The following is a 12927-nucleotide window of genomic DNA, read 5'->3' as shown; positions in this document are numbered from 1 at the left end:
TTGTAACTTCATTAATTCGGGCAACCCAGCAAGCGTAGCCTGTATTAGACGAAGTCGTAATACAGGTAAGGTGGTCAGATTGCCTGTCTCATCAAGTAAATGTGAGAAAATTGGTGGTACCGGATGAATAATCTCTACGGTATCGTACCATGAAATAGCTTTCCTCAGATTGACCCTGTGAATTGAGACTTAGAGGGTCAGGCCTTGTGAATTTTTAATTAAAAGTTGATTCACAATTCAAGGCCTGACCCTCTAGGTACTACTCTAGGTACGAACCCCATAGGTACAACATGTTTACGAAAACTAAGTTATGAATTATGCATAAGAGCACCTATATAATGACCATCAGGATCAATAATAAAAGCACCATAATATCCAGGATAATAATCATGTCTTAGGCTTGGTTTTCCATTACACACAGCACCTTCGTCAATCGCTATTTTGTAAAAAAGATCAACAGCAGCTTTTGTTTCCGCTATAAACGCAACATGTGAAAAATACTTTGTATCTTTGCCTGGACCAAACCAAAACTCAGGTTTCCCATTTTTGCCCAATCCAACCCATCCATTCTGTTCAGTAATCACTTTGATGCCAAGAGGCGTTAAAATCCGAGTATAAAATTGTTTGGATTTCTCATAATTAGAAACAGTTATTCCAACATGATCCAGAATCATCATGGCTCCTGATAAAAACTAGAAGAGATAACCTAACGGCTATTGACACTTTCAATAAGGCGTTCATCTTATCATGGTCAAAGAAATCGGCTAATACAAAACTGGATTTATTTCAAGAATGTCAGCAAACATTAGGAAATGTTATTCGTATACGGTGAATCCAAGTCATCAATTATATTTTTTTAAAAGCAGCACCAGATTTCAGACTTAGAGGGTCAGGCCAATTGTGAATTCTCAATGAAAAGTTGATTCACGATTCAAGGCCTGCTTCCATAGGTGCACAATATGAAAATATCTTTGGAACGCTGTAATCCTGCTTGATATTCACTTACTTTTACTAGGACCTGAGTGTATAGAAATATTAATTAGCACCCAACTTTATCCGAAAGACCTCGCCTTTCAATTCAATCGTATCTCCTGCAAACATCTTTTTTCTTTTCTGTTTTTCTATTATGCCGTTTACCAATACAGAGCCCGCAGCTATCATATCCTTAGCTTCTGCTCCACTCGAGGTAATACCTTCAAATTTAAGAATTTTAAAGAGTTCAACAGGTTCTTTATTAATGAAAACATCCTTCATATTTTTATTACTCCAGTAATTATGAGTTGTCGCAATTTTTATCTTTTAAGGAAGCAAGATAAAGGGTTTCAATTTCCTTTCTTGCCCAGGGTGTTTTGCGCAGGAATTTAAGGCTTGATTTAATACTGGGGTTGGAAGAAAAGCAGTTAACTTTGACTCTTTCCGCCAGGCCTTCCCAGCCATAACAAATCAACAAACGATTTAAGATAGCCTCTAGGGTTATGCCGTGCAGAGGATCATTAGAAGTTCTATCCATCAACGATACCTTTTTTAGTGTACATTGGGGTGTTTAGTCTATACCTCACTAAACTCTTTATCATAATAATACAATATGACCATTAAAATAGCTCAGAGATTTATCTATGAATTATAAGACATAGAGGGTCAGGCCCTGACCCTCTATGTGCTACCAATAGAGTGCACTCTAACTATCTTGGTTTAGGTGTAAGATGAAAATAGGATAAGGAAAGGCGCACCGGAGTGCGCAAAATTAGGATGAAGCAAGAATTTGAAAATTACGCACATGAGCTAGAACCCCTTTTTCCCATCCTCCCACAATCAAATGGTCCGCATTTTTTTGTAGCCCCGCGGCAACCTGGCCTGCGAAATGCTGATTCTGAGCGGCTTTATCATGAAAGGCATCAAATATAGCGTAAGTATCTTTGTCAGTTTTTAAAGCAACCCAAAAATAAGTTTTTGGTTCTGTTGTATTAATCAGCAAGCGTAGCCTGTATTAGACGAAGTCGTAATACAGGTGAGGTGGTCAGATTGCCTGTCTCATCAAGTTAATGTGAGAAAATAGGTGATACCGGGTGAATAATCTCTACGGTATCGTACCATGAAAAAGCTTTCCTCAGATTGACCCTGTATTACGACTTCGTCTAATACAGGCTACGCTTGCTATACCAAAAATTCGAACAATTCTGGCAACTCTACCCCCTCCCCAGCTATAAAAATGAAGCCTGGAAGCAATTTCAGCAAATTGATCCTGATGAGAAATTTTTTGCACAGATCATGTATGGATTACAAGAGCAGTTAACCAAAGTTAATCGGTCTGGAGCTTATTGGTCTTATCCTGCTAGTTGGTTGGGTCAAAAAAGTTGGCATGGCAGTAGTGTTAGATAAAGTTTATTTTAATGCAACACTTGCTCTAGAGTTGATAAAAAAAGAAAAACCGCCCATGCATTTTTGCAATGTCGAGGGAGTCATATTATGCCTAGTTTAACTATTAACAATTTTTCGTAAAAAATGACAACTCATTTTATAACAACTGTAAGGCTATTTTGAGATGGATTTTTCTGAATTTTTTTCATGGTTTCCTGTATTTGTTTGGATATATTTATAAGCGAGTTTGAGACATCACCTGCATTGAAAAAGGATAAATATTCTTCTGCATTTTTATGTTCAAATAAATAATCTAAAACTTTAAAAGCATCCTCTAAATTTAATTGGCATAAATATTTTAGATGAATTTCTAAAATTAATTTGAAATAGGATTGTATTTCATAACAATAATCCCTGGCATTTTTATGTTCTGCTATTCGATGTACATAGTTATTCCTAACATTTTTTAATATTTCTATTATTTCCGAATGTTTTGTTTTACCAACAAGGCCTCTAAATCTATTTATTACCGAGTTATAATTGCCAGACTCAGAGTTTGTTAATTTGTCAATCGCATTCCAGGCTAAAATAAGAGATATATTGGGATCATAAGAGTCAAATGCTTTAACATAAAAAATTAGACTATCAAAAATAACTTCCTTGTATGGGGAACTATTTATTAATCTTAAAATTGTTTGGAAGAATTTTTTTGATTGTGAAATTTCAATTATTGATGCCTCGATAAAATCCATTTCATAATAAACATTATTTTCAGCTTGACCTTCTTTATTGTGAAGAGTGTGGAACTCACCAATTCTTACTCGGTTTATAGGTACACGTCCTTTTGTTACAAATTGGAAGTCATAATTATTATATAAGCAAAATAACGCTCTCAGAATATTTAAATTTTTTAATGGTAGATCTATTTCATTTGAAAAAGTCACTGTTTCTATAACACAATTACAGTAATTACTAATAGCTAATGGTTTCTTTAAAACTTCTTTTAATTTATTTACTCTAGAAACAAATTGATTAGGGAGATTTTTATAAAATCGTATGATTGATTCATTAACTTCAATTTTATTAAAATTCGGTTTTAAAATTGAAATTGAATTTACAAGATATTTAGGTTCCTTTCTTTTGTTCAAAAAACTATCTACTTTTAATGCTAAAAGCTCAATAAATTTTTTTTCAGAAATATCTCTAATATCAAAGCAATTCTTAATGGTTTGCTTTACTGCTGTAATTTTATCTTGATCATCAATAGAACAACAAAATTTTATGCTATCAATCAGATAATCAATATCATTAAATCTAAAGCTTCCTGCTTTAAATGATACAGAACCATCTCGTCCCACAACCCCATTTTTGGCTAATGATTTAAGAATTTCTACTGGTGGTTTGTTACTCCATTGAACTTTTCTTTTCATATAAATCCTTTTTTTATAATTTGATTATAGACCTATTAGGCTGTGACAAAGACATTCTGACTATGTACCAGAAATAGAGTTCTACTTTAATTTTTGAATGATATTGAAATAATCTATTGTTAATATATAGTTAACTTCATATGCAAAGCGAAAAACTATGGCAAAAAAAAAGATACTAAGTATCGGATTTAAACTGGCCTCTGATAATGTAGAATATGGTGAATATCATGATGAAATTTCACTCCTTGACTGGGATATTATTCTATTTAAACCTAAAACCCACTTTTACAGCATAGGTGAATATCAAGGAAAACCCTCTCTTTCAGATCAAGACTCCTTTAAAACAAAAGAAATTTCAGAACATTGGCGAAAACAAATCAACGAAGCATTAATCCATGGTAAAACAGTCATAATTTATTTAGAGGAATTATGCGATTTTTATATAGATACAGGGCAAAGATCTTATTCAGGTACAGGAAGGAATCAAAAAACAACTAGGCATGTTACTTTATATGACAATTATCAATGCTTGCCTATTGATCTATCACCTAATAAAGCCAAAGGTAAAGAAATTAAAATTGACAACAAATACGCCTCTATCATTAGTTCATATTGGGATGCTTTTAGTGGTCAATCTGATTATATGGTAACAATAAACTCTGATAAAGTTACCCCAATTCTCTTTACTAAAACAGGAAATAAAGTCGTAGGTGGATTTTATAAATTGACACACTCCTCAGGTTCTTTAATTTTTTTACCTAAACTTAACTTCGATAAAACAGAATTTTATACAGATAGCGGAAAATCGTCTCAAAATGCAATGAAATTTGCTGCAGAATTCGTACGTAATATTGTATCACTTAGCAAATTTATGAAGGAGCATGGTGATGCTACGCCCGAACCAGATTGGGTAAGATCTAATGAGTATTTACTGGATAAGGAAATTAACATTAATCAGAAATTAAATTTACTTGAGGAACAACTTAGTAGCATTCAAAGACAAAAGGAAGTATTAATAGAAGAACTACAAAGTACTACCCAAATTAGAAGATTACTATACGAAAAAGGCATTCCGTTAGAACACGCTATTATTGAAGGCCTTAAGGTATTGGGATTCTCAACCAAACAATATAAAGATGATAATTCAGAATTTGATGTAATTTTTGAATCAGAAGAAGGCCGTTTATTAGGTGAGGCTGAGGGAAAAGATAATCAGCCGGTTAATATTGATAAGTTAAGACAATTAAGTATGAATATTCATGAAGATTTAATGAGAGAAGAAGTTGAATATGCAGCCAAGGGGGTTTTATTTGGCAATAGCTATAGACTAAAACCGTTGCATGAGAGAAATGAGCCCTTCACAGTGAAGTGCTTAACAGCTGCTTTATCAAATTCAACAGCTCTAGTATTTACTCCAGATCTATTTAAGGTAACTCTATACCTATCTAATAATATTGATCCAGATTTTGCTGCCAAATGTCGAGATTTGATACTTAATACTAACGGTCGAGTTATCTTTCCAGATACTCCTAAACCTAAAGTAGATAAAATTCAATCGCAAAATGAATAAATTTAAACGACTGAGTCACTGTAGAATTATCGGCAGTGACGCAGTAATACTTATGAAAAATCTAAATTTAAAATCAACGTATTAACTCAAAAGATTCAATCCCACACCACCGGATTGAACAAAATATTCCGTCAAAACCTATTGCCCCCAGATCTCACCTTTGCTAAATTTTTCATAAGCATAACTGATGAGCCTGTGCAATTCAGGCGAAACCTTCGGGTCTTATGCTAAGCCACTCTCATCCCATAACCTGTGGCTGGACGTCTAGTCGGGATCTGTAGTTCTAGGATAGGCTACCATCGGGTAGATAAGTAAATAATCACTTCTTTATTAACCATGGATCAGCGGCAAATGCTGTTGGATTGCCGTGCGTTTTTGTATTTAAACAATAAGGAGATAAACCACTAAAAAAACCGTTGTACCAAAATAATCATTAACCTGATTTACCCCAACATTTTGAGCCTTGCAGCGCAAGCTGGATATCCTCTTTGAGTGAATCGCTCGATTAACACTAAACCCTGTTGCGATTAAGTGCACGACCAAGTCCGTATATAAGAAACTGGATTACCTTGCTAAAATCAAAAATTAGGCACTATTGTTATAGTAATACTTACATATAGAGAAAAAAAATGGATTATATGGATGAATTGATAAACAACTTCCAAAAGAAAGCCAATAAATTTCTTGCTCAACATAATTACGATCTATCTTCTCAGCAGCTACTATATCACTACACATCACTTGAGAAATTTGAACAAATAATTGCAAGCAGAAAATTTTTGTTTACACATTATGAAAATTTGAATGATACCTTAGAACTTAAGCATGGGTACCAAATATTTGAAAAACTTGTATATGAAACCAAAGTGCCTGATGCAGATCATTATCTTAAAAATCTGAAAGCAATTTTACTTAATCATGAAATTGATTTTTACATTTGTTCGTTTTCAGAACAAAATGATAATTTATCTTTATGGAGACTATATGGTGACGATGGATATGGAGTTGCTCTAGGAATAGACCCCAATTTCACTTTAGTATCAGAAAAAAAAGTTGAAAATCCAACTATTGGTGCTGCGATTTATAAACAGGCAACTTTTGAGGCTAACTTTAAAAAGCTCTGCAATAGAATCAATACTATCACCAACTGTTCAAAATATTTGGTACTTTCTGAATCGAGACAAAAAGAGGTCTTAAGACATTTGTATAGTCATTTATTTGTATATTGTTTTTCGATTTGTCTAGTAACAAAGCATGAGAGCTATCAACATGAATCAGAAGTAAGACTGCTTCTTAAAGATGGAAGGCTAAGTTACCCGAATGATTACCAAAATGGGTTTTATTTCTCTAAAGACAGATTCCATTTGAAGGGAAAATCTGTGGATAAAACTATTACTTTCTTAGACGATAGCCTAGCAATTAAGAAAGACACTGTTACTGTAGAAAAAAATTCAATTTTATCTTCCACATTGGAGGATACTTTTTTGAAAACAATTTATCTAGGCCCCAAGGTTCCTAAGGAAACAACGCTTAACTATGAAAAATTATTAAAAAAATACAATTTTGATACTACAAATATCAAAATTATAGAAACAGATCTTCCTTATCAATAATGCTGTTTTCTAGATAATTCAAAAATAAAAGTACACCCAGAAGTACACCTAGCAGATTTTTTGATTTTTAAAGGGTTTGACTAAGAACATGCAACTTGCTTATTTTAAAGAGAATTCGATGGTCGGGACGGAAGGATTTGAACCTTCGACCACTAGCACCCCATTCTTTCCCTTTTCGATTTTAACCCGTATAAAATCATTTCAAAAAACTCATTTAGTCCTTGTAAATACAAGGTTATTTCCATATTATAGATTTTAATTGATATCATCTCATTTCACTTAAGAACATAAAAAGTGGTACCAAAACTGGTACCAAAAAAGTTTAAGGAACTTCATGAAATTCACAGACACCTTCATTAAAAATCTTAAAGCAGAAAAAGAATGGGTCGAAAAAATTGAAGCGACGGGTCTAGGGGTTCGAGTAACGCCCAACGGAAACAAATCATGGTTCTATCGATTTACCTTTGATGGCAAACGTTGCAAGATTAGTTTAGGCAAATACCCTGCGATTAGCATTAAACAAGCAAGAGAGCACCTCTTGCACGCTCAATCGCTAAAGGAAAAAGGCACTAACCCTATCGAACACAGCAAGCAAGAAAAGTTAAAACATAAAAATACAGTAAAAGCCTTAATCCTTTCTTGGTATACCAACTACATTGAAAAACACCGCAAGCAACCCAAACAAGCCAAACAACAAATTGATGCTGATATTATTCCTTTGCTTGGTGACATGGAGCTGGAAAAAATCCAACCTCGAGATATTACCAACGCATTAGATAAAATTGTAAACCGTGGCTCCCCTATTCATGCAAACAAAGTTTTAAGTACGCTGAAGCAAGCATTTAACTATGCAGTGAGCCGAGGTGAAATGACAATCAACCCTGCTGCAACGATTCGATCCCGTGATATTGGTGGTATTGAAAAGCCACGCGAACGGTTTTTAACACTCGAAGAGATCAAAACCTTATGGCTTTTTCTCGATGGCAATAACAGTCGTATTTCGTTGCAAATTCGCACCGCTTTAAAAATTATCCTACTTACAGGTGTTCGCTCAAGTGAATTAAGATTAGCAAAATGGGATGAAATTGATTTCGAGCAATCACTCTGGAAAATCCCAGCCAGCCATACCAAAAATGCGCTGGTCATGAAAATTCATTTAACGCCACTAACTCAATCTTTATTTGAATTATTAAAAGCTGAAACGAATTCTTCTTTTGTCATTCCAGGACTCAATGATGAAGAACCATTAACCGATAAAGCTATTGCCAGAGCAGTTAGCAGAATCCAAACCCGAGTAGGCATTCCTCATTGGACAGCACATGATCTACGCAGAACTTTTGCAACTCAATTGGGGCAAACATTAAATGTAGACCCAGTCGTAATTGAAAAATGCTTAGGCCATAAAATGCCTAAAATTATGGCTACTTATAATAAGAATGAAATGTTACCGCAAAGGCAAGTAGCACTAAACCAATGGTCAGAGTTTATAGAAAATTCATTACTAGAGACTATTCCCACTCAATTAATACATGAAAATGTAAACGATATCTATTCTATAACAGTGGGAATTTCAAACGAACTTGTAAACTAAGTTTACAAATATTATAATAAGAATAAGGACTGTAAGTGAAATCTGGAAAGCCTTTAAAGAAAGCTGATAAAGAACTTTTTATCTTAATTGAGCGGAAAATTAAAGAAAAAAATTATCTCTTTACGACTCATGCGAAAAAAAGAGGCCAGGAGAGAAACATATCCGATCTGGATGTTCTTAACATCTTAGAAGGCAAACCAGGTTACGAGAGAAAAAGGAATAAAAAGAAAGATTCTTATGATGAGCTACAGGACCTCAATGATCAACCTCAAGACTGGAAATATTGTATTGAGGGTAAAGATATAGACGGCAAAAAAGTCCGAATAATTATTAGTTTTACTGAGGATCTGATGCCTATTATTACAGTGATAAACATTCGCTAAGGTGAAATACGATGAAAACCAAAATCGAACCATTGTTCTTATATGAAGGATTAGGATTTCCCATCGAATTGGAAAATGTCGAAATGCTCTGTATCAATGGAGAATGGCTACCTAAAATCGACGTGCATACAATCGCCGATGAGGTCATTAAAATACTCGCGACACAAGAAAGCAGACTCACTGGTAATCAAGTTAAATTTATTCGCTCATATTTCTCCATGCCACTGAGAGAGTTTGGTGAAACTGTAGTCCATGAGTCTCATACAGCGGTTAGTAAATGGGAAAAATATGGAGATGAAGCCACCAACATGAATGAAAATACCGAGCAAGTATTACGTTTATATATTATTGAACAAACACAAACAAAAACAAAAAACCAACAATCGGATTTTTACAAAAACTTTCAGAAAACCAAAGTTTTTCGCACTACAAAGAATAAAAAACCGAAGCCAGTTCATATTGATCTGTGTGCTTGATTTCACTATAAAATTTAATCAAATTTATCTATATATCAGGAATTATTGATGTTAATACGTAGAATAGCTATCGAGAATGTTAGAAGCTTCCTAGATCGGACTGAATTAAAATTAGATGGACCTATATCAATAGTCATAGGACCAAATGGTGGTGGAAAAACAAATCTCTTAGATATTATGATAGTGATGCTGAGACGCTATCTTTATGCTTCTATGTATGCTGTTTCTGAACCTACCGCAGAACAACCCAATCGTTATACTTTTCGACATAATGACATGCTAAATAATATGACCTTAGAAAGGCATAATTTTGGCACTGATCGTGATCAATACATTGAGCTTGAGATAGAAGTCACACTAAAAGATTGCGAAAATATGAAATCAATCCAGGAAAACGCCGAAAACCTTACTGAAAAAGCCTCCAAAAAATACGTTAATTTTGATTTAATAAAAGCAAAATTATGGAAGCTTAATGAGATAAGCTCAGGCGATCGTTATATATATAAACTCAAAAATGGAAATTTAGAATATGAACAAGGGAGTGCTAAGTACTTTCTAGAGTATTTAAATATATTTGATATAGAAGCTAAATTAAGAGAGGAATTCCATCTTGCCCCTCTTCCCACGCCTCTCATTTATCTTCCTGTTAATCGATCTGCGTCTGGATTTCAATCTACCATTGAGTTAGCTGGTTACAATGATTTTGAATTAATGCGAAATTTCCAATCATCTACTTCACGATCCAATACACCAATAGTTAATTTGGCAATAGGTCGCTTAGCTCAAAAATTTCGTTTACTTCTAGAACAAGATAATGGTAAAGCAATAAAAAATTTTCGACAAGAAACCAATCTTAAAGAACTTACAAAAATACTTGAAGAACTTGGTTATAATTGGGAATTAGAATCTATTAACCCCCTCAAAAACCAATATGATATAAGATTAAAAAAACAAGGCTTATCTTTTTTAGTAGGCACTGCCTCATCTGGAGAGCGAGAGTTATTAACATATCTCTTTGCGATTTTCGCATTAAATGTTAAAGATGCTCTCATTATCGTGGATGAGCCTGAATTACATCTACACCCTAAATGGCAAAAGACCTTATTACAATTATTTATCCGATTAGCTGAGTCAACTGGGAATCAATTTGTACTAGCTACTCATTCGCCTACTTTCATATCTCCACAATCAATACAGTATGTATCACGAGTATTTAGTGAAGAGCAAAAAAGTCAAATTATTAGATTAGAAACAAAATCATTACCATCTCCAAAGCATCTTCTTCATCTTATAAATAGTCAAAATAATGAACGACTATTTTTTGCCGATGAAGTAATTCTTGTAGAAGGTATTTCAGATCGAGTTTTTTTTGAAGCTTTATTAGATCATTTCGGAAGGTCTTCTATAAAATCAATTATTGAGGTCATTGGTGTTGGTGGAAAAAATTTGTTTCAACACTACATCACTCTTCTTGAAGCTTGTAAGATAAAATATCATATTATTGCAGACCAAGATTACCTCATAGAAGTTGGTACCAATGAAATCAAACAGCTCTTTACTATAAATTCAAAAAAAATAAAGGAGGTTATAAAAGGCGGTAATAAAAATTTAGATAGTACAACTTTTGTAAAAGTAATTGATGAAGCTTTAATCTCTAATAATTGGGAAACTGCAAAGGAAGTATGGGAATATATTAAATCAAGAAATAAACAATTAAATGAAAACTTAAGTTTAGATCAACAAAAAATAATGAATGATTTTATTAAATTAAAACAATCAGAAAATTGTTATATATTAAGCAAAGGATCCTTAGAAGCTTATTTACCTATTGAAAACTCATGTAAGGATATCGAAAAATTGCTGGCTTTTCTGGCTCAAGATAATTTTTATATGCAATTACCAGCAGATAAATATTTAGAACTAGAACAAATAGCAAAAATGATATTAGGCCTTTCTATTGAAGGGAATTAAAGTTAACCTTAGGTCTATACCTCAATCCAATCAGTATCACTTAATATGCTTAGATACTTATACTCTTAAAACTCCATCATTCTTATAAATTATTTTCAATGCTTGGCTCTCTAGTATAATATCTGGCACTCGTCCAGTTTTTAACACGATTTAACTGACTTAAAAAGAATGGATTACCATGAGTACCAATTGCATGACTACAGACATAAGCCATTATATCAGCCAGTTCTAACATTAAATTTTCCTTGAACTTCTGTACTACTGGCTGCATCTTAAAAACGGTATTACCATCAGAACCAATATCAGAAAATCCTTCACTCCATTTGTGGGCTTGTCTACCATGCTCCCCTAAAAACTTAACTTTTGTCCTATCTTCAGAAATAATTATCTGACACTTTTCATAGCTAGGAACTCGATCATCTTTGGGAGGAGTAGCCAAACTTAGATGAGCTAAACATCCTAATAACCCTTTAGGATCTGGGTTTAAAGGTATCTCTTTTTTTAATTGCTTATCTTTATCTGATAGTTCTATCCTTGACTCCATTTGCTCAAAAAAAGAAACATGTTCGCTGAGGTTACAAAATGCATAACGTAAATACATGGGTGTGCGATTTATTAAATCTACAATTTTAGTTATGATATTTTTAATCATATATGGAGTTAAGTGACTAAGCCCTGCCTTGTCTCTTGCGTGACCAGAAAATAAAACTCTACTGTGTAAGGGAGTGCTTTCAGGAATATTATATAATTTCTTTAACCGTTTGACTTTATTCTGTACATATTCAATTTTATCTGAACGAATGATTACAAAAGCAAATGCTAAAGTATCATTAAATTGACTATCATCACCAAAAGCCAAATATTCATTTTGAATAGCACCAATTGAAATAGTTTTATTCATATTGTCATCGCCAACAAATAAGGAGTAATATCAACCCGCAGTTTCTTTGCATACCTTTGCAATTTTCGAGAATCAATATGTTTTTCTCTCAATCCTCTCTGAAGCGCCTTAAGAGCAATTTCTTTCGAAAGGAACCGAAAAGAATCAATCATAGTACGCTCCATGTCAAAAATGGGTACTGATTCCCCATCAATCTCCCATGTTGTAAGACCCGTACTTACATCCCTCATTCTTTTGATAATGGTATTTGTTCTCATTGGTTTCGTTGTACTATGAGGTACTGCTATCCAATGCTTACGAGGCATTTCATCTGTAAGTTCATAGATTGCTAAGGCGCTAACAAGGCAAATAACACCTTGGGAAATTGATTTTACTGTTAATATCAAATCTTCCCACTTAAAATCAAATTCTTTCTTCACGGAAACAGCTTGATAAAGACCTTTATTGACTCGATGAATAAGATCTTTTTGCATGTAGTAACAAAGCAAACTTGGAGACACACCAAGTTCGTTAGCCTCTTTACTTGTAAAAACAGCCTTTTTCAGAAGAGATTCAATGTTAGCAAGTTTTGAAGGTGTTTTCATATTTATATTTTAATAAATAAACCCAATAAAATCAAATGGGTTTATTTATT

Annotated in this window: 14 protein-coding genes; 7 read left to right on the top strand and 7 right to left on the bottom strand. The window is 33.5% G+C overall.

Annotated features, from left to right (window positions below; translation table 11 throughout):
• Nucleotides 1-308 precede the first annotated feature (308 nt).
• The 4 genes from OQJ13_RS12515 to OQJ13_RS12500 form a co-directional block, all read right to left on the bottom strand.
• Nucleotides 309-677 (bottom strand): VOC family protein, encoded by a 369-nt coding sequence (locus tag OQJ13_RS12515; RefSeq protein WP_265711149.1) that lies wholly within the window; start codon nt 675-677, stop codon nt 309-311.
• A 358-nt stretch (nt 678-1035) separates the two neighbouring features.
• Entirely contained in the window at nt 1036-1254 is a 219-nt protein-coding gene (locus OQJ13_RS12510) for an RNA-binding S4 domain-containing protein (protein WP_265711148.1), read from the bottom strand.
• A gap of 19 nt (nt 1255-1273) precedes the next feature.
• The gene (locus OQJ13_RS12505; RefSeq protein ID WP_265711147.1) at nt 1274-1510 is read right to left on the bottom strand and encodes a VF530 family protein; all 237 of its coding nucleotides are present in this window, start codon (nt 1508-1510) and stop codon (nt 1274-1276) included.
• A gap of 234 nt (nt 1511-1744) precedes the next feature.
• Nucleotides 1745-1975, bottom strand: a complete 231-nt coding sequence (locus OQJ13_RS12500; protein ID WP_265711146.1) for a hypothetical protein — start codon at nt 1973-1975, stop codon at nt 1745-1747.
• Between the two features lie 176 nt (nt 1976-2151).
• On the opposite strand from OQJ13_RS12500, the gene OQJ13_RS12495 reads away from it, so the two are divergent.
• A complete protein-coding gene (locus OQJ13_RS12495; protein WP_265711145.1) occupies nt 2152-2379 on the top strand; it encodes a hypothetical protein in 228 nt (75 codons plus the stop codon).
• 131 nt (nt 2380-2510) lie between these two features.
• Here OQJ13_RS12495 and OQJ13_RS12490 read toward each other — a convergent pair whose 3' ends face one another.
• Complete coding sequence (locus tag OQJ13_RS12490) at nt 2511-3788, bottom strand: hypothetical protein (RefSeq protein ID WP_265711144.1); 1278 nt, start codon at nt 3786-3788, stop codon at nt 2511-2513.
• A gap of 157 nt (nt 3789-3945) precedes the next feature.
• On the opposite strand from OQJ13_RS12490, the gene OQJ13_RS12485 reads away from it, so the two are divergent.
• From OQJ13_RS12485 to OQJ13_RS12460, 6 genes are all read left to right on the top strand, one after another.
• Nucleotides 3946-5358, top strand: coding sequence for a hypothetical protein (locus tag OQJ13_RS12485; protein ID WP_265711143.1), 1413 nt, complete (start codon nt 3946-3948; stop codon nt 5356-5358).
• A 629-nt stretch (nt 5359-5987) separates the two neighbouring features.
• The gene (locus OQJ13_RS12480) at nt 5988-6971 is read left to right on the top strand and encodes a DUF2971 domain-containing protein (protein WP_265711142.1); all 984 of its coding nucleotides are present in this window, start codon (nt 5988-5990) and stop codon (nt 6969-6971) included.
• A gap of 334 nt (nt 6972-7305) precedes the next feature.
• Nucleotides 7306-8562 (top strand): tyrosine-type recombinase/integrase, encoded by a 1257-nt coding sequence (locus tag OQJ13_RS12475; RefSeq protein WP_265711141.1) that lies wholly within the window; start codon nt 7306-7308, stop codon nt 8560-8562.
• Nucleotides 8563-8597: 35 nt separating this feature from the next.
• On the top strand, nt 8598-8945 hold the full coding sequence (locus OQJ13_RS12470) for a DUF4258 domain-containing protein (protein WP_265711140.1): 348 nt from the start codon (nt 8598-8600) through the stop codon (nt 8943-8945).
• An 11-nt stretch (nt 8946-8956) separates the two neighbouring features.
• Entirely contained in the window at nt 8957-9421 is a 465-nt protein-coding gene (locus OQJ13_RS12465; protein WP_265711139.1) for a hypothetical protein, read from the top strand.
• A gap of 48 nt (nt 9422-9469) precedes the next feature.
• Nucleotides 9470-11392, top strand: coding sequence for an AAA family ATPase (locus OQJ13_RS12460; protein WP_265711138.1), 1923 nt, complete (start codon nt 9470-9472; stop codon nt 11390-11392).
• An 82-nt stretch (nt 11393-11474) separates the two neighbouring features.
• Here the strand turns inward: OQJ13_RS12460 and OQJ13_RS12455 are convergent, their stop codons facing one another.
• Both OQJ13_RS12455 and OQJ13_RS12450 read right to left on the bottom strand, forming a co-directional pair.
• Nucleotides 11475-12293, bottom strand: a complete 819-nt coding sequence (locus tag OQJ13_RS12455; protein ID WP_265711137.1) for a hypothetical protein — start codon at nt 12291-12293, stop codon at nt 11475-11477.
• Nucleotides 12290-12877 carry a type IV toxin-antitoxin system AbiEi family antitoxin domain-containing protein gene (locus OQJ13_RS12450; RefSeq protein WP_265711136.1) on the bottom strand — a complete coding sequence of 196 codons (588 nt, stop codon included), beginning with the start codon at nt 12875-12877 and terminating at the stop codon, nt 12290-12292. The genes OQJ13_RS12455 and OQJ13_RS12450 overlap by 4 nt, the downstream gene beginning before the upstream one ends.
• Nucleotides 12878-12927 lie beyond the last annotated feature (50 nt).

The organism is Legionella sp. PATHC035 (assembly GCF_026191115.1).
Classification (GTDB): domain Bacteria; phylum Pseudomonadota; class Gammaproteobacteria; order Legionellales; family Legionellaceae; genus Legionella.
The sequence above is the reverse complement of the archived record's forward strand: the minus strand, read 5'-3'. Positions and strand labels throughout refer to the sequence as shown.

Coding starts and splice junctions, on each gene's coding strand:
- OQJ13_RS12515 (WP_265711149.1), bottom strand. CDS start 677: ATGATGATTCTGGATCATGTTGGAATAACTGTTTCTAATTATGAGAAA.
- OQJ13_RS12510 (WP_265711148.1), bottom strand. CDS start 1,254: ATGAAGGATGTTTTCATTAATAAAGAACCTGTTGAACTCTTTAAAATT.
- OQJ13_RS12505 (WP_265711147.1), bottom strand. CDS start 1,510: ATGGATAGAACTTCTAATGATCCTCTGCACGGCATAACCCTAGAGGCT.
- OQJ13_RS12490 (WP_265711144.1), bottom strand. CDS start 3,788: ATGAAAAGAAAAGTTCAATGGAGTAACAAACCACCAGTAGAAATTCTT.
- OQJ13_RS12485 (WP_265711143.1), top strand. CDS start 3,946: ATGGCAAAAAAAAAGATACTAAGTATCGGATTTAAACTGGCCTCTGAT.
- OQJ13_RS12480 (WP_265711142.1), top strand. CDS start 5,988: ATGGATTATATGGATGAATTGATAAACAACTTCCAAAAGAAAGCCAAT.
- OQJ13_RS12475 (WP_265711141.1), top strand. CDS start 7,306: ATGAAATTCACAGACACCTTCATTAAAAATCTTAAAGCAGAAAAAGAA.
- OQJ13_RS12465 (WP_265711139.1), top strand. CDS start 8,957: ATGAAAACCAAAATCGAACCATTGTTCTTATATGAAGGATTAGGATTT.
- OQJ13_RS12460 (WP_265711138.1), top strand. CDS start 9,470: ATGTTAATACGTAGAATAGCTATCGAGAATGTTAGAAGCTTCCTAGAT.
- OQJ13_RS12455 (WP_265711137.1), bottom strand. CDS start 12,293: ATGAATAAAACTATTTCAATTGGTGCTATTCAAAATGAATATTTGGCT.
- OQJ13_RS12450 (WP_265711136.1), bottom strand. CDS start 12,877: ATGAAAACACCTTCAAAACTTGCTAACATTGAATCTCTTCTGAAAAAG.